This window comes from Streptomyces mirabilis (genome assembly GCF_018310535.1).
GTDB lineage: Bacteria > Actinomycetota > Actinomycetes > Streptomycetales > Streptomycetaceae > Streptomyces.
The window spans coordinates 5558525-5574706 of the sequence record NZ_CP074102.1 but is presented as its reverse complement, the minus strand read 5'-3'; the positions used below and the strand labels follow the sequence as shown (position 1 = coordinate 5574706).

The following is a 16182-nucleotide window of genomic DNA, read 5'->3' as shown; positions in this document are numbered from 1 at the left end:
TGGGCCTCGATTGCCATATCAGGGCTCTTGCGTATCTTCAGGACATACGCAAGAGACGCAGATCACAGTGATGCGAACGTAACCATCGAAGGGGTTCGTGAGTCTAAGTTGGCGATGCCGGAGACGTCTTGGGGGGCGTCTCTGACATCTGGGGATGTCTTGGGGGACGTTCCCGGAACTGCGTTGCCGGGGCACGTGCAGCGGGGAGCTTTGAGCGGCCCTCCCGTCGGTACGGGTCCCGGCAGACCGCACCCCAGCAGTACATGAGCACCGCAGTAGTACAGAGAGTTTTGCTCGTTTTGCTCACGGCCGGTCCGGTCAGCCCGGCCGGCCGGGAGCAACGCGTCAGCACGCTCGCAGCGATTCAGGCGCTGTCCCACAGACGCCCGGCCGGATCCCGTGGGGGGAATCCGCACCGGGACAAGGAAAGCGCCCTGACTGCCGGCCCGTGGGGGGACCGGTAGCAGGGCGCTTTCCGTTTTTCTTGTAAGTGACCTGCGCCTAGCGGGCCTCGACCGGGACGAAGTCGCGCAGGACCTCGCCCGTGTAGATCTGGCGCGGGCGGCCGATGCGGGAGCCGGGCTCCTTGATCATCTCGTGCCACTGGGCGATCCAGCCCGGGAGGCGGCCGAGGGCGAACAGGACCGTGAACATCTCGGTCGGGAAGCCCATCGCGCGGTAGATCAGACCGGTGTAGAAGTCCACGTTCGGGTAGAGGCTGCGCGAGACGAAGTAGTCGTCGGAGAGCGCGTGCTCCTCCAGCTTGAGCGCGATGTCCAGCAGCTCGTCGGACTTGCCGAGTGCCGAGAGGACGTCGTGCGCCGCCGCCTTGATGATCTTCGCCCGGGGGTCGAAGTTCTTGTAGACGCGGTGGCCGAAGCCCATCAGACGGACGCCGTCCTCCTTGTTCTTCACCTTGCGGATGAAGGAGTCGACGTCGCCGCCGGAGGCCTGGATGCCTTCCAGCATCTCCAGCACGGACTGGTTGGCGCCACCGTGCAGGGGGCCCCACAGCGCGCTGATGCCGGCGGAGATCGACGCGAACATGTTCGCCTGCGACGAGCCCACCAGGCGCACGGTGGAGGTCGAACAGTTCTGCTCGTGGTCGGCGTGCAGGATGAGCAGCTTGTCGAGCGCGGCGACGACGACCGGGTCGAGCTCGTAATCCTGGGCGGGGACCGAGAAGGTCATGCGCAGGAAGTTCTCGACGTACCCGAGGTCGTTGCGCGGGTAGACGAAGGGGTGACCGATCGACTTCTTGTAGGCGTACGCCGCGATCGTCGGAAGCTTGGCAAGAAGGCGGATCGTCGAAAGGTGACGCTGCTTCTCGTCGAACGGGTTGTGGCTGTCCTGGTAGAACGTCGACAGGGCACTGACCACCGACGACAGCATCGCCATCGGGTGGGCGTCGCGCGGGAAGCCCTGGAAGAAGCGCTTGACGTCCTCGTGCAGCAGGGTGTGCTGCGTGATCTCGTTCTTGAAGGTGGAGAGCTCGTCCACGTTCGGCAGCTCGCCGTTGATCAGCAGAGAGGCCACCTCAAGGAAGGTGGAGCGCTCGGCCAGCTGTTCGATCGGGTAGCCGCGGTACCGGAGGATGCCCTGCTCACCGTCGAGGTAGGTGATCGCGGATTTATACGCGGCGGTGTTGCCGTACCCGCTGTCCAGCGTCACCAGCCCGGTCTGGGCGCGGAGCTTCCCGATGTCGAAGCCCTTGTCGCCGACGGTGCTGTCGATCACCGGGTAGGTGTACTCGCCATCGCCGTACCGCAGTACTACAGAGTTGTCGCTCACGTCATCCCTCACCGACGTTGTGCCTCTTCTTCGAGGTGCCCTGACTGTCTCTACCATCCCCCATTTGGCCCTGGAGAGTGCACTCGGGGTCGACCATTGGGCCTATTGGCGGCACTCAGTGCCGCCAACCTTCTCATCCTGCCCCCCTTCGCCCTGGTTCCGGAAGTGCTGTGTGACCTTTGCGACTCATTTGATCGATCATTTTTTGTGATGCCTGGGGTGGGGGTGGATCGGTGTGGTCACTCAGTGGCCGTTCAGCGGTGCCTCGCGGGGTCTCTCGCCCCCGCCGCCCCTACCCAATCCCATCCCCCGGGGCTCCGCCCCGGACCCCGGAGCGTCTTCTTTCGGCTGCGGACCGGTGGGGGCTGGTCGCGCAGTTCCCCGCGCCCCTGACCGCCTCGGGGCACCCGGTGTTCGCGGGGGGCGTCACGTGGTGAGGCGGTGATCGAGGGATGTGTGGCGGCGGCCCGCCGACACCGTGCGGACCGCCTGGCCGATCGCCTTGCGGGAGCCGACCAGGACGACGAGCTTCTTGGCCCGGGTGACCGCCGTGTAGAGCAGGTTGCGCTGGAGCATCATCCACGCGCCGGTGGTGACCGGGATCACCACCGCGGGGTACTCACTGCCCTGGGAGCGGTGGATCGTCACCGCGTACGCGTGGGCCAGCTCGTCGAGTTCGTCGAAGTCGTAGGGGACCTCCTCGTCCTCGTCCGTCAGCACCGTCAGACGCTGCTCCTCGGAGTCGAGTGAGGTGACCACGCCCACGGTGCCGTTGAAGACGCCGTTCTCCCCTTTTTCGTAGTTGTTGCGGACTTGGGTCACCTTGTCGCCGACCCGGAAGACCCGGCCGCCGAAGCGCTTTTCGGGCAGGTCGGGGCGGCCGGGCGTGATCGCCTGCTGCAACAAGCCGTTGAGGGTGCCCGCGCCCGCCGGGCCGCGGTGCATGGGCGCCAGCACCTGGATGTCCCGGCGCGGGTCGAGCCCGAACCTGGCCGGAATCCGCCGTGCCGCCACATCCACGGTGAGCCGCCCGGCCTCCTCGGTCTCGTCCTCGACGAAGAGGAAGAAGTCCTTCATGCCGTCGGTGACGGGGTGCTGCCCGGAGTTGATCCGGTGCGCGTTCGTCACCACTCCGGACTGCTGGGCCTGGCGGAAGACCTGGGTCAGACGGACGGAGGGGATGGGGCTCCGGTCGGCGAGCAGGTCGCGCAGGACCTCGCCGGCGCCGACGCTGGGGAGTTGGTCGACGTCCCCGACGAACAGCAGGTGGGCGCCCGGCGGCACCGCCTTGACCAGCTTGTTGGCGAGGAGGAGGTCGAGCATGGAGGCCTCGTCCACGACCACCAGGTCGGCGTCCAGCGGCCGGTCCTTGTCGTACGCCGCGTCCCCGCCCGGCTTGAGCTCCAGGAGCCGGTGCACGGTGGAGGCGTCCGCTCCGGTCAGCTCGGCGAGTCGCTTGGCGGCACGGCCCGTCGGCGCCGCGAGCACGACCTTCGCCCGCTTGGCGCGCGCCAGCTCCACGATCGAGCGGACCGTGAACGACTTGCCGCAGCCGGGGCCGCCGGTGAGCACCGCGACCTTCTTGGTGAGCGCCAGCCGGACGGCCTCCTCCTGACCGGGCGCCAACTCCGCGCCCGTACGCCCCTTCAGCCAGGTCAGTGCCTTGTCCCAGGCCACGTCGTGGAAACCGGGCATCCGGTCCTCGGTGGTGCGCAGGAGGCGCAACAGCTGTGCGGAGAGGGAGAGTTCGGCGCGGTGGAAGGGGACCAGGTAGACGGCCGTGACGGTGTCCGGGCCGCCGTCGGGACCGGGGACCTTCTCGCGTACGACGCCCGGCTCCCGTACGCCACCGGGTTCGTTCTCGTCCTCGGTCGGCTCCGCCAGTTCCGCCAGGCATTCGATGACCAGGCCCGTGTCCACCTGGAGCAGCTTCACCGCGTCGGCGATCAGCTGCTCCTCGGGGAGGAAGCAGTGGCCCTGGTCGGCGGACTGCGACAGGGCGTACTGAAGGCCCGCCTTGACGCGCTCGGGGCTGTCGTGCGGGATGCCGACGGACTGGGCGATCTTGTCGGCGGTGAGGAAGCCGATGCCCCAGACGTCGGCGGCCAGGCGGTAGGGCTGGTTCTTGACGACCGAGATCGACGCGTCGCCGTACTTCTTGTAGATGCGCACCGCGATCGACGTCGACACCTCGACGGTCTGGAGGAAGAGCATGACCTCCTTGATCGCCTTCTGCTCCTCCCAGGCGTCGGCGATCTTCTTCGTGCGCTTGGGACCGAGGCCGGGGACCTCGATGAGGCGCTTCGGCTCCTCCTCGATGATCTGGAGCGTGTCCAGCCCGAAGTGCTGGGTGATGCGGTCGGCGAAGATCGGGCCGATGCCCTTGACCAGGCCGGAGCCGAGGTAGCGGCGGATGCCCTGGACGGTGGCGGGCAGGACGGTCGTGTAGTTCTCCACCGTGAACTGCTTGCCGTACTGCGGGTGGGAGCCCCAACGGCCCTCCATCCGGAGCGACTCGCCCACCTGGGCGCCGAGGAGTGCGCCCACGACGGTGAGCAGATCGCCGGCGCCGCGGCCGGTGTCCACCCTCGCGACCGTGTACCCGTTCTCCTCGTTGGCGTACGTGATCCGTTCGAGCACGCCCTCGACGACCGCCAGTTGCACCTGCCGGTTCCCCGCCTGATTGGACATGATCCGAAGGTACCTGTGACGACTGACAGCCGGGGCGCCGCGACGGACAGAGGCGGGCGGGCGGACCCGCACCTCGCTCCCGTTCAGCCAACCGCTGGTGCCGGCCAGTGCGCCGGGGCCTCAGTCGGAGCCGATCGCCGCGGCGGACGTCGCGGCCACCTTCGCCGAGGTCGCGGCCGGATCACCCCTGAGCGGCACCCTCGACGTCGGCGGGCCCGGCACCTACACGCTGGACGAACTGGGCGGGATCGCCCTCACCTTCAAGGGCCACGAGCGCTCGGTGACCGTCGACGACACCGCCGGCATGTTCGCCGCGGCCCACGGCGACGTCCTCACCACCAAGAAGGGCGCCCACATCGCCCCCACCCACTACACCGACTGGCTGAAGTAGCCCCACAGGAGCACCCGCGATCCGCAAGGGGCGGGTGCCCCACCCCCTGCCCCACCCCCGCCCCGCCCTCACCTCACTCCGCTCACCTGAGCGCCGTTCATCACGATCCGGTCTCGGCATGTGGTTGAGGTCTTGATTAATGCTCGTGTAATCGATTCCAATCCTCCGTGTAATCGATTCCACGAGGAGGTGGAGCGGCGATGGCGAGCATCAAGGACGTTGCCGCCGAGGCCGGCGTATCCGTCGCCACGGTCTCGCGCGTCCTGAACGATCATCCGTCGGTCAGCGAAGACGCACGCACCCGCGTGCTGGCCGCCGTACAGACCCTGGGCTACCGCCCGAACGCCGTCGCCCGCTCCCTGCGCACCGACCAGACCCGCACCCTCGGCCTGGTCATCAGCGACGTACTCAACCCGTACTTCACCGAGCTGGCCCGCTCCGTCGAGGAGGAGGCCCGCGCCCTCGGCTACAGCGTGATCATCGGCAACGCCGACGAACGGCCGGACCTCCAGGACCACCACGTACGGACCCTGCTGGACCGGCGGATCGACGGACTGCTCGTCTCCCCCGCCGACGGCGGCTCCCCCGGGATGCTGGACGCCGCGCGAGCGGGGACACCGATGGTCTTCGTGGACCGCTGGATCCCGGGCGTGGACGTGCCCGTCGTACGGGCGGACGGCCGGACGGCGGTCCGGGATCTCGTGGCGCATCTGCACGCGCTCGGACACCGCCGGCTCGCGATCATCGCGGGACCCGCGGCGACCACCACCGGCAGCGAGCGCGTCGAGGCCTTCCGGGAGGCCATGGCCGAGCACGGGCTGCCGCTCCCGGACGCCTACATAGGCCAGGGCGACTTCCAGGCCGAGAGCGGACGGCGGGTCACCGAGGGCTTCCTCGACCTGCCCGAGCCGCCCGAGGTCGTCTTCGCCGCCGACAACCTGATGGCGCTCGGCGCGCTGGACGCGATCCGCGCGCGCGGGCTGCGAGTTCCCGAGGACATCGCGCTCGCGGCGTTCGACGACATCCCGTGGTTCGTGCACACCGATCCGCCGATCACCGCGGTCGCCCAGCCGACCGGCGAGCTGGGGCGGGCCGCCGTACGCGCGCTCGTCGACCGGATCGAGGGCCGCCCCCCGCAGTCGGTCACCCTCGCCGCCCGTCTCGTCGTCCGCCGCTCGTGCGGCGAACCGGCCCCCACTCCGCACTCCCCCGTAACGAACAGGAGCAAGTCGTGAGCAACCAGGACGAGTTGCTGCGCATCGAGGGCATCCGAAAGACCTTCCCCGGCGTGGTCGCGCTCGACAGCGTCGACTTCGATCTGCGCCGCGGCGAGGTGCATGTGCTGCTCGGCGAGAACGGTGCCGGCAAGAGCACGCTCATCAAGATGCTCTCGGGCGCCTACCAGCCCGACTCCGGGCGCGTCCTCGTCGACGGCGAGGAGGCGCGCATCCACGGTGCGCAGGACTCCGAGCGCCTGGGGATCGCGACCATCTACCAGGAGTTCAACCTCGTTCCCGATCTGACGGTCGCCGAGAACATCTTCCTGGGACGGCAGCCGCGCCGCTACGGGTTGATCGACCGGAAGACGATGGAGGCCGAGGCCGCCGAACTGCTGGAGCGGGTCGGTGTCAGCGTCTCCCCGCGCGCGCGGGTGCGTGAACTCGGTATCGCACGTCTCCAGATGGTCGAGATCGCGAAGGCGCTGAGCCTGAACGCCCGCGTTCTGATCATGGACGAGCCGACCGCGGTGCTCACCTCCGAAGAGGTCGAAAAACTCTTCGCCATCGTGCGTCAGCTGCGCGAGGACGGTGTCGGCATCGTCTTCATCACGCACCACTTGGAGGAGATCGCCGCCCTGGGGGACCGGGTCACCGTCATCCGGGACGGCAAGAGCGTCGGGCAGGTCCCGGCCTCCACCGCCGAGGACGAGCTCGTACGACTCATGGTGGGGCGGTCGATCGAGCAACAGTATCCACGCGTGCGGGCCACTGGTGACGACGGCTCCGGGGCCGCCCTGCTGACCGTCGAGGGGCTGACCCGTGACGGGGTCTTCCACGACGTGAGTTTCGAGGTGCGGGCCGGTGAGGTCGTCGGTATCGCGGGGCTCGTGGGGGCCGGGCGTACGGAGGTCGTACGAGCGGTCTTCGGGGCCGATCCGTACGACAAGGGGGCCGTCAAGGTCGCCGGTTCCGAGCTGCGGCGGCACGACGTGAACGCGGCGATGGCGGCCGGGATCGGGCTCATCCCCGAGGACCGCAAGGGCCAGGGGCTGCTCCTGGACGCCTCCGTCGAGGAGAACCTCGGCCTGGTCACCATGCGGGCGGCGACCCATGGCGGGCTCGTCGACCTCAAGGGCCAGCGGGAGGCCGCCGCGCGGATCGCCGAGCAGCTCGGCGTCCGGATGGCCGGTCTCGGCCAGCACGTGCGCACCCTCTCCGGCGGCAACCAGCAGAAGGTCGTCATCGGCAAGTGGTTGCTGGCCGACACCAAGGTGCTGATCCTCGACGAGCCGACCCGTGGCATCGACGTCGGCGCCAAGGTCGAGATCTACCAGCTCGTCAACGAACTGACGGCCGCCGGCGCGGCCGTCCTGATGATCTCCAGCGATCTGCCCGAGGTGCTCGGAATGAGCGACCGGGTGCTGGTGATGGCCCAGGGCCGGATCGCGGGCGAACTGTCCGCCGACGAGGCGACCCAGGACTCCGTGATGGCACTCGCCGTCAGCACACCGACCACCAACTCTGTTACCGCTGTGGAGGGCTCCCGTGGCCACTGACACGCTCAAGAGCACTACGGGCGCGAGTGGCGCCTCGGCGGTCCGCCGCCTTCTGCTCGACAACGGGGCGCTCACCGCGCTCATCGCCCTCGTCATCGCGATGTCGGCGCTGTCCGGCGACTTCCTGACGACGGACAACCTGCTCAACATCGGCGTCCAGGCGGCCGTGACCGCCATCCTCGCCTTCGGTGTGACCTTCGTGATCGTCTCGGCGGGCATCGACCTGTCGGTCGGCTCGGTCGCCGCGCTGTCCGCCACCGTCCTCGCCTGGATGGCGACTTCCCAGGGCGTCCCGGTCTGGATCGCGGTGATCCTCGCGGTCGCGACCGGCATAGCGTGCGGCCTGGTCAACGGCGTCCTGATCTCCTACGGGAAGCTGCCGCCGTTCATCGCGACGCTCGCCATGCTGTCGGTGGGCCGCGGTCTGTCCCTGGTGATCTCGCAGGGCTCGCCGATCGCCTTCCCCGAATCGGTCTCGCACCTCGGTGACACCCTAGGCGGCTGGCTGCCGGTCCCTGTGCTGGTGATGGTCGTCATGGGCCTGATCACCGCCCTGATCCTGGGCCGTACGTACATCGGCCGCTCCATGTACGCGATCGGCGGCAACGAGGAGGCCGCGCGCCTCTCGGGCCTGCGGGTGAAGAGGCAGAAGCTCGCGATCTACGCGCTGTCGGGTCTCTTCGCGGCCGCCGCGGGCATCGTGCTCGCCTCCCGCCTGTCCTCGGCGCAGCCGCAGGCCGCGCAGGGCTACGAGCTGGACGCGATCGCCGCGGTCGTCATCGGCGGCGCCTCCCTGGCGGGCGGCACCGGCAAGGCGTCCGGCACGCTGATCGGCGCCCTGATCCTCGCGGTGCTCCGCAACGGTCTGAACCTGCTCTCCGTCTCCGCCTTCTGGCAGCAGGTCGTCATCGGTGTCGTGATCGCGCTGGCGGTGCTGCTGGACACGGTGCGGCGCAAGGCCGGGGCGACTCCGGTGGCCGCCGGGGCGGGTGCGCCGGGCGGCAGGGGCAAGCAGGCGGCGACGTACATCATCGCGGCCGTGGTCGCGGCGGCCGTCGTCGGTGCGATGTCCTTCCTGCACAACGGCTCCTCGTCGGCGACGAAGAAGGTGGGCCTGTCCCTCTCCACCCTGAACAACCCGTTCTTCGTGCAGATCAAGTCGGGTGCCCAGCAGGAGGCGAAGAAGCTCGGCGTGGACCTGACGGTCACGGACGCGCAGAACGACGCCTCGCAGCAGGCCAACCAGCTCCAGAACTTCACCAGTTCGGGTCTCGGCTCGATCATCGTCAATCCGGTGGACTCGGACGCGGCGGGCCCGGCGGTCCGCTCCGCGAACAAGGCGGGCATCCCCGTCGTCGGCGTGGACCGGGGCGTGAACAAGGCCGACACGGCCGCGCTGGTCGCCTCCGACAACATCGCGGGCGGCAAGCTCGGCGCCAAGGCGATGGCCGAGAAGCTGGGCGGCAAGGGCAAGATCGTGATCCTGCAGGGTCTGGCCGGAACGTCCGCGAGCCGTGAGCGCGGCGCGGGCTTCGCCGAGGGTCTGAAGGCCTACCCGGGCATCGAGGTCGTCGCCCGGCAGCCCGCGGACTTCGACCGCACCAAGGGCCTCGACGTGATGACGAACCTGCTTCAGGCGCACCCCGACATCCAGGGCGTCTTCGCCGAGAACGACGAGATGGCGCTCGGCGCGATCAAGGCGCTCGGCTCCAAGGCCGGCACGTCGGTCTCGGTCATCGGCTTCGACGGCGAACCGGACGGCCTGAAGGCGGTCAAGGACGGCACGATGTACGCGTCCGTGGCCCAGCAGCCGACGGAACTCGGCCGGATCGCGGTGGAGAACGCGCTCAACGCCGCCGAGGGCAAGAAGGTCGAGAAGACGGTGATGGTGCCGGTGAAGGTGGTCACGAAGGAGAATGTGGTCGGCTTCGGCGGATGACCTGAGCGGGCCGCCCGGAAAGTGCGCCGCGGACGACCTCCACGCGCCGCCGGGCGGCTCGCCCTGTTGCTTCGACTCACCTTCATGACTCACCTTCATAGGGAGAAAGTTCATGTACGACTACGACCTGCTGGTCGTGGGATCGGCCAACGCCGACCTGGTGATCGGGGTCGAGCGGCGGCCCGCGGCCGGCGAGACGGTGCTCGGCTCCGACCTCGTCGTCCACCCGGGCGGCAAGGGCGCCAACCAGGCGGTCGCCGCCGCCCGCCTCGGAGCCCGTACGGCGCTGCTGGCCCGGGTCGGCGACGACGCGCACGGGCGACTGCTGCTCGACTCGCAGCGGGCGGCCGGGGTCGACACGGCGGGCGTGCTCGTCGGCGGGGCGCCGACCGGGGTCGCGCTGATCACGGTGGATCCTTCCGGGGACAACAGCATCGTGGTCTCGCCGGGTGCCAACGGCCGCCTCACACCCGAGGACGTACAGTCCGCCGGAAACCTCCTGGCGATCTCCCGGGTGGTCTCGGCGCAGCTGGAGATCCCGTTGGAGACGGTCGTGGAGGTCGTACGGAATCTCGCTCCCGGCAGCCGATTCGTACTGAACCCGTCGCCGCCGCGCGCACTGCCCGCCGAGGTGCTCGCGGCCTGCGATCCGCTGATCGTGAACGAGCACGAGGCGCGGGTGATCGTCGGCACTGATCTCGGGGACTCCCCGGAGGACTGGGCGTCCGCCCTGCTCGCCCTCGGCCCGCGTTCGGTGGTGATCACGCTGGGCGCGCGGGGCGCGCTGGTGGCCTCCGCCGAGGGCGCCGCGCGGGTGCCGTCGGTGAAGGTGGAGACGGTGGACACGACGGGCGCGGGGGACTCGTTCACGGCGGCACTGGCGTGGCGGCTGGGGCTCGACGAGCCGCTCGCCGAGGCGGCCGCGTACGCCGCCCGCGTCGGTGCGGCGGCGGTCACCCGCGCCGGCGCGCAGGAGTCCTTCCCGACGGCCGAAGAGGTCGCGTCGCTATGAAGAAGGCCGGAATCCTGAACCGCCATCTGTCGGGCGCGCTGGCCGAGCTCGGCCACGGGGACGGGGTGCTCGTCTGCGATGCCGGGATGCCCATCCCCGCCGGTCCGCGCGTCGTGGACCTGGCCTTCCGGGCCGGGGTGCCGTCCTTCGCCGAGGTGCTCGACGGGCTGCTGGAGGAACTCGTGGTGGAGGGCGCCACGGCCGCGCGCGAGGTCCGCGGGACGAACCCGGAGGCGACGGCCCTGCTGGACGCCCGGTTCCCCACGCTGTCGACGGTCTCCCACGAGGAACTGAAGTCGCTGTCGGCGGGCGCGAAGCTGATCGTCCGCACGGGAGAGGCGCGGCCGTACGCGAATGTGCTGCTGCGGTGCGGGGTGTTCTTCTGACCCGACGCCCGACAGGTTCGGCACGGTGTCCGACAGGTTCGGCACGGTGTCCGACATGCTTCGAGGGGCCCGGTCCGTCGACCAGGCCCCTCGGTTTTCCCCTCCGACATCAGAACCCCCGCGATCCCCCCGGATCCCCCTCCAGAAGTCCTGATGCCAAGTACGACACGCGGGGTGGGGGAAGGGTTGCACGGCCTTCCGAGATTTTTTCGGGATGCTTCCACGCATGAGTGAATCCGGTTCCTCTTTCGAGGACGACGTACTCGGTGAACTGGGCGACGACAAGCTCCAGGAGATCGCGGGGCTGCTGGGGACCGACGCGGCGGGCGCCCAGGAGGTGGTCGGAACCACGGTCTCGGCACTCGCCGGCCCCGTACAGGAGGAGGCCGCGGCGGCGCCCGAGGAGGAGGCCCCGCTCCAGGGCGTGTCCACCCTGGGCGGGTTCGCCACCGGCGGCCTGATGGCCGGGGTGCTGGCCAAGGTGAGCAAGCCGGTCGCGAACGCCGTCGCCAAGAAGACGGGCATCCCGGCGGCCACGGTCGCCCGTGTCATCGAGATGCTCGTCCCGGTCGTACTGACGGTGCTCAGCAAGCGGGCGGCACGCAAGAAGTGACGGCGGTCCGCCGACCGGCTACCCGGCGTGCTCCACGAACCGTGCCGCCGTCTCCGCCAGCACCTCCCGCCCGTCCCGCGCCCACAGCCCGTCGTTGAACAGCTCGACCTCGATCGGCCCGGAATATCCCGCCGCCTCGACGTACCCCCGCCACTCCCGCATGTCGATCGAACCGTCGCCGATCTGACCGCGGCCGTTGAGGACGCCCTCGGGCAACGGCGTCGTCCAGTCCGCGAGCTGGAAGGTGTGGATACGGCCACCGGCGCCCGCACGGGCGATCTGCTCGGGAGCCGTGTCGTCCCACCAGATGTGGTACGTGTCGACAGTGACGCCCACCTGGTCCGCGGGGAACCGTTCCGCGATATCCAGGGCCTGGGCGAGGGTGGACACCACACAACGGTCCGCGGCGTACATGGGGTGCAGGGGCTCGATGGCCAGCCGTACGCCCCGCTCGGCGGCGTACGGGCCCAGCTCCCCCAGCGCGTCGGCGATCCGCTCCCGCGCGCCGCGCAGGTCCTTCGAGCCGGCCGGCAGCCCCCCGGAGACCAGAACCAGGGTGTCGGTGCCGAGGGTCGCGGCCTCGTCGACGGCCGCACGGTTGTCGTCGAGCGCTCGCGTCCGCTCCCGCGGGTCGATCGCCGTGAAGAAGCCGCCGCGACAGAGCGTGGTGACGGCCAGACCGGCGTCGCGGACGAGTTTGGCGGTGGCGTCGAGGCCGTACGACTGGACGGGTTCACGCCAGAGTCCGACACCCGGGATCCCCAGCTCGATGCAGGACTCGACCAGTTCGGGCATCGACAGCTGCCTGACCGTCATCTGGTTGATGGAGAAGCGGGCGAGACTGCTCATGAGGTCACTCCGTACAGCGCCAGCAGGGTCTTCATCCGGGCCTCGGCGAGCTCCGGGTTCGGGAACAGGCCCAGGGTGTCCGCCAGCTCGTACGCCCGCGCGACGTGCGGCAGCGAGCGGGCCGACTGGAGCCCGCCGACCATGGTGAAGTGTTCCTGGTGCCCGGCCAGCCACGCCAGCAGGACGACGCCCGTCTTGTAGAACCGGGTCGGCGCCTCGAAAAGATGGCGGGAGAGCTCGACGGTGGGGTCGAGAAGCTCACGGAAGCCCTTCACATCTCCGGTGTCGAGCACCCGTACCGCCTCCGCCGCGAGCGGACCCAGCGGATCGAAGATGCCGAGCAGGGCGTGGCTGAAGCCCTGCTCGTCGCCCGCGATCAGTTCGGGGTAGTTGAAGTCGTCACCCGTGTAGCAGCGGACGCCCTGCGGCAGGCGGCGGCGCAGGTCGACCTCGCGCCGGGCGTCGAGGAGGGAGACCTTGATGCCGTCGACCTTGTCCGGGTGGGCCGCGACGACCTCCAGGAACACGTCCGTCGCCGCGTCCAGGTCGCCCGACCCCCAGTAGCCCTCCAGGGCGGGGTCGAACATGGGGCCGAGCCAGTGCAGGATCACGGGCTCGGCCGCCTGGCGGAGCAGATGCCCGTAGACCTCCAGGTAGTCCTCGGGCCCCTTCGCGGTCGCCGCCAGCGCCCGGGAGGCCATGAGGATGGCCTGCGCCCCCGACTCCTCGACGAGGGCGAGCTGCTCCTCGTAAGCCGTGCGCACCTCCGGCAGCAAGGCCGGCCCGGTGAGCTGATCGGTGCCGACACCGCACGCGATACGGCCCCCGACCGCCTTCGCCTCCGCCGCCGACCGGCGGATGAGTTCCGCCGCGCCCGCCCAGTCGAGGCCCATCCCGCGCTGCGCGGTGTCCATCGCCTCGGCGACGCCGAGCCCGTGGGACCACAGGTGGCGGCGGAACGCGAGGGTGGCGTCCCAGTCGACGGCGGCGGCCGAGTCGGGCGAGACGTCCGCGAACGGGTCGGCGACGACATGGGCGGCCGAGAAGACCGTACGGGAGGTGAAGGGCGCGCCGGTGGCGAGGGCGAGCGGGGTGGCACGCGGCTCATAAGCCCTCAACGCGCCGTTCGGATCCGGCAGTCGAATGGTCACAGCGAGATCTCCGGCACGTCGAGACGGCGGCCCTCGGCCGAGGACTTCAGCCCCAGTTCGGCGAGCTGGACGCCGCGGGCGCCGGCGAGGAGGTCCCAGTGGTAGGGGGCGTCGGCGTACACATGCCGCAGGAACAGCTCCCACTGCGCCTTGAAGCCGTTGTCGAACTCGGCGTTGTCGGGGATCTCCTGCCACTGGTCGCGGAAGGAGTAGGTGGCCGGGATGTCCGGGTTCCAGACCGGCTTGGGGGTGGCGGACCGGTGCTGGACGCGGCAGTTGCGCAGCCCGGCGACGGCCGACCCCTCCGTCCCGTCGACCTGGAACTCGACCAGCTCGTCGCGGTTGACGCGCACCGCCCAGGAGGAGTTGATCTGGGCGATGGCGCCACCCTCCAGCTCGAAGACGCCGTACGCGGCATCGTCGGCGGTGGCGTCGTACGGCTTGTCCTGCTCGTCCCAGCGCTGCGGGATGTGGGTGGCGGTGAGCGCCTGGACGGAGGTGACCCGGCCGAACAGCTCGTGGAGCACGTACTCCCAGTGCGGGAACATGTCGACGACGATGCCGCCGCCGTCCTCCGCGCGATAGTTCCAGGAGGGCCGCTGGGCGCTCTGCCAGTCGCCCTCGAAGACCCAGTAGCCGAATTCCCCGCGGATGGACAGGATCCGCCCGAAGAAGCCCCCGTCGATGAGCCGCTTGAGTTTCAGCAGCCCCGGGAGGAAGAGCTTGTCCTGCACGACCCCGTGCTTGATGCCCTTCTCGTGGGCGAGGCGGGCCAGCTCCAGGGCGCCGTCGAGGCCGGTGGCGGTGGGCTTCTCGGTGTAGATGTGCTTGCCCGCGGCGATGGCCTTCTTGATGGCCTCCTCGCGGGCGGAAGTCACCTGGGCGTCGAAGTAGAGGTCCACGGTCGGGTCGGCGAGGACCTCGTCCACGTCCGTCGACCAGTGCTCCAGGCCGTGCTGCTCGGCGAGCGCCTTCAGCGCGTGCTCACGGCGGCCGACGAGGACCGGCTCGGGCCACAGCACCGTGCCGTCGCCGAGGTCGAGGCCGCCCTGGTCGCGCAGGGCGAGAATCGAGCGGACGAGGTGCTGGCGGTAGCCCATGCGCCCCGTCACGCCGTTCATGGCGATTCGCACCGTCTTGCGTGTCACGTGATTCCCTTCGTACGCGGGTTCCGCGCCGCGTACGCCCCACTGGTGAACGTGACAGCAAGCGCTTTCTACACAAGAAGAAGTTAGCCTCTGTCGAGCCGATTGGACAAGACCATACGGACGACGAGATGTTCGACCGTCCGGACGGCTGGACGTAGGGGGCGTGAGCACGGTCGGATGGAGCACGACGAGCACGACGGGTACGGCAGGCCAAAGAGCACAGCGAGCACGAGAAGCACGATGAGGTGCTACGAGATGCGTGACCGGAGGACGACGAGATGACCGTGACCCTGGCGGACGTGGCGGCGCGGGCGCAGGTCTCGCCCGCGACCGTGTCCCGGGTGCTGAACGGGAACTATCCCGTCGCGGCGTCCACGCGCGAGCGGGTGCTGCGCGCGGTGGACGACCTGGACTACGTACTGAACGGGCCCGCGAGTTCGCTGGCCGCCGCCACCTCCGACCTGGTCGGCATCCTGGTGAACGACATCGCCGACCCCTTCTTCGGGATCATGGCGGCCGCGATCCAGTCGGAGATCGGCGGCCCCGGGGGGCGTGCGGGCGGCGAACGGCTCGGGGTGGTGTGCAACACCGGCGGCTCCCCGGAGCGTGAGCTGACCTACCTCACGCTCCTTCAGCGCCAGCGCGCCGCCGCGGTCGTCCTGACGGGCGGTGCCGTCGAGGACGCGCCGCACGCGGCGGCGGTCGCGGCGAAGCTGCGCAAGCTCGGGGACGCGGGGACCCAGGTGGTCCTGTGCGGACGGCCGCCCGCGCCCGACGCCCCCGAGGCGATCGCGCTCACCTTCGACAACCGGGGCGGCGGCCAGCAGCTCACCGAGCACCTGATCGGGCTCGGCCACCGCCGGCTCGGCTACATCGCGGGCCCTGAGGAGCGGACGACGACCCGGCACCGACTGGAGGGGCACCGCGCCGCGCTGGCCGCGCACGACATCGAGGACGATCCGCGCCGCACGGTGCACGGACGCTACGACCGTCGCGCCGGCTACGAGGCGACGCTCGAACTCCTGCGCCGCGACCCGTCGTTGACAGCTGTCGTCGCCGCCAACGACACCGTCGCCCTCGGCGCGTGCGCCGCGCTGCGCGAGGCGGGCCTGCGCATCCCCGACGACGTGTCCGTCGCCGGCTTCGACGACCTCCCCTTCAGCATCGACGCGGTACCCGCGCTGACGACGGTGCGGTTGCCGCTGTCGGAGGCGGGGGCCCGGGCCGGCCGCATCGCGATGGGCCGCGAGGAGCCGCCGCCGGGCGGGATCGCGACGGTGCGGGGGGAATTGATGGTGCGGGGCTCTACGGGGGTGCCGCGGGCCTGAACGGGGGTTTTCGCCCCTGCCGCCCCTACCCGTCCCATCCCTGCCCGGGGGCTCCGCCCCCAGACCCCCGCGGTGCGTTCTTCGGGTGCGGTGGGTGGGGGGGCTTG

General features: G+C 70.1%; 12 protein-coding genes and 1 pseudogene. 8 read left to right on the top strand and 5 right to left on the bottom strand.

From position 1 onward, the window contains the following. Positions 1 to 501 precede the first annotated feature (501 nt). Together SMIR_RS24585 and recD2 are read right to left on the bottom strand one after the other, a co-directional pair. Entirely contained in the window at positions 502 to 1791 is a 1290-nt protein-coding gene (locus SMIR_RS24585) for a citrate synthase (protein WP_067370471.1), read from the bottom strand. A gap of 426 nt (positions 1792 to 2217) precedes the next feature. Beyond that, on the bottom strand, positions 2218 to 4482 hold the full coding sequence (recD2, locus tag SMIR_RS24580; RefSeq protein ID WP_168491736.1) for an SF1B family DNA helicase RecD2: 2265 nt from the start codon (positions 4480 to 4482) through the stop codon (positions 2218 to 2220). A gap of 127 nt (positions 4483 to 4609) precedes the next feature. On the opposite strand from recD2, the pseudogene SMIR_RS24575 reads away from it, so the two are divergent. The 7 genes and pseudogenes from SMIR_RS24575 to SMIR_RS24545 all read left to right on the top strand — a co-directional run. Then, a pseudogene (locus SMIR_RS24575) lies at positions 4610 to 4873 on the top strand (LysR family transcriptional regulator); the annotation flags it as partial. Between the two features lie 200 nt (positions 4874 to 5073). After that, on the top strand, positions 5074 to 6108 hold the full coding sequence (locus SMIR_RS24570) for a LacI family DNA-binding transcriptional regulator (RefSeq protein ID WP_168491738.1): 1035 nt from the start codon (positions 5074 to 5076) through the stop codon (positions 6106 to 6108). Further along, positions 6105 to 7649: a sugar ABC transporter ATP-binding protein gene (locus tag SMIR_RS24565; protein WP_168491740.1), complete on the top strand. Its 1545-nt coding sequence runs from the start codon at positions 6105 to 6107 to the stop codon at positions 7647 to 7649. The genes SMIR_RS24570 and SMIR_RS24565 overlap by 4 nt, the downstream gene beginning before the upstream one ends. Beyond that, positions 7639 to 9588 (top strand): ABC transporter permease/substrate-binding protein, encoded by a 1950-nt coding sequence (locus SMIR_RS24560; protein ID WP_168491742.1) that lies wholly within the window; start codon positions 7639 to 7641, stop codon positions 9586 to 9588. The genes SMIR_RS24565 and SMIR_RS24560 overlap by 11 nt, the downstream gene beginning before the upstream one ends. Positions 9589 to 9700: 112 nt before the next feature. Then, positions 9701 to 10600, top strand: coding sequence for a ribokinase (locus SMIR_RS24555; protein ID WP_168491744.1), 900 nt, complete (start codon positions 9701 to 9703; stop codon positions 10598 to 10600). After that, positions 10597 to 10986: a D-ribose pyranase gene (rbsD, locus tag SMIR_RS24550; protein WP_212727396.1), complete on the top strand. Its 390-nt coding sequence runs from the start codon at positions 10597 to 10599 to the stop codon at positions 10984 to 10986. The genes SMIR_RS24555 and rbsD overlap by 4 nt, the downstream gene beginning before the upstream one ends. 226 nt (positions 10987 to 11212) lie before the next feature. Next, a complete protein-coding gene (locus SMIR_RS24545) occupies positions 11213 to 11599 on the top strand; it encodes a DUF937 domain-containing protein (RefSeq protein ID WP_212727395.1) in 387 nt (128 codons plus the stop codon). A gap of 18 nt (positions 11600 to 11617) precedes the next feature. Here the strand turns inward: SMIR_RS24545 and SMIR_RS24540 are convergent, their stop codons facing one another. The 3 genes from SMIR_RS24540 to SMIR_RS24530 are packed head-to-tail and all read right to left on the bottom strand — an operon-like array spanning position 11618 to position 14747. Then, the gene (locus SMIR_RS24540) at positions 11618 to 12448 is read right to left on the bottom strand and encodes a sugar phosphate isomerase/epimerase family protein (protein WP_212727394.1); all 831 of its coding nucleotides are present in this window, start codon (positions 12446 to 12448) and stop codon (positions 11618 to 11620) included. Beyond that, the gene (locus SMIR_RS24535) at positions 12445 to 13599 is read right to left on the bottom strand and encodes a dihydrodipicolinate synthase family protein (protein ID WP_212727393.1); all 1155 of its coding nucleotides are present in this window, start codon (positions 13597 to 13599) and stop codon (positions 12445 to 12447) included. The genes SMIR_RS24540 and SMIR_RS24535 overlap by 4 nt, the downstream gene beginning before the upstream one ends. Continuing rightward, positions 13596 to 14747, bottom strand: a complete 1152-nt coding sequence (locus SMIR_RS24530; RefSeq protein WP_168491754.1) for a Gfo/Idh/MocA family protein — start codon at positions 14745 to 14747, stop codon at positions 13596 to 13598. Before SMIR_RS24530 ends, SMIR_RS24535 begins: the two co-directional genes overlap by 4 nt. Before the next feature lie 278 nt (positions 14748 to 15025). Here SMIR_RS24530 and SMIR_RS24525 point away from each other — a divergent pair, with 278 nt between their 5' ends. Then, positions 15026 to 16075, top strand: coding sequence for a LacI family DNA-binding transcriptional regulator (locus SMIR_RS24525; protein ID WP_067370505.1), 1050 nt, complete (start codon positions 15026 to 15028; stop codon positions 16073 to 16075). Positions 16076 to 16182: the final 107 nt, after the last annotated feature.

Excerpts from the sequence above, each read along its gene's own strand:
- recD2 (WP_168491736.1), bottom strand. The coding sequence starts at position 4,482 with ATGTCCAATCAGGCGGGGAACCGGCAGGTGCAACTGGCGGTCGTCGAG.
- SMIR_RS24570 (WP_168491738.1), top strand. The coding sequence starts at position 5,074 with ATGGCGAGCATCAAGGACGTTGCCGCCGAGGCCGGCGTATCCGTCGCC.
- SMIR_RS24555 (WP_168491744.1), top strand. The coding sequence starts at position 9,701 with ATGTACGACTACGACCTGCTGGTCGTGGGATCGGCCAACGCCGACCTG.
- rbsD (WP_212727396.1), top strand. The coding sequence starts at position 10,597 with ATGAAGAAGGCCGGAATCCTGAACCGCCATCTGTCGGGCGCGCTGGCC.
- SMIR_RS24545 (WP_212727395.1), top strand. The coding sequence starts at position 11,213 with ATGAGTGAATCCGGTTCCTCTTTCGAGGACGACGTACTCGGTGAACTG.
- SMIR_RS24540 (WP_212727394.1), bottom strand. The coding sequence starts at position 12,448 with ATGAGCAGTCTCGCCCGCTTCTCCATCAACCAGATGACGGTCAGGCAG.
- SMIR_RS24525 (WP_067370505.1), top strand. The coding sequence starts at position 15,026 with ATGACCGTGACCCTGGCGGACGTGGCGGCGCGGGCGCAGGTCTCGCCC.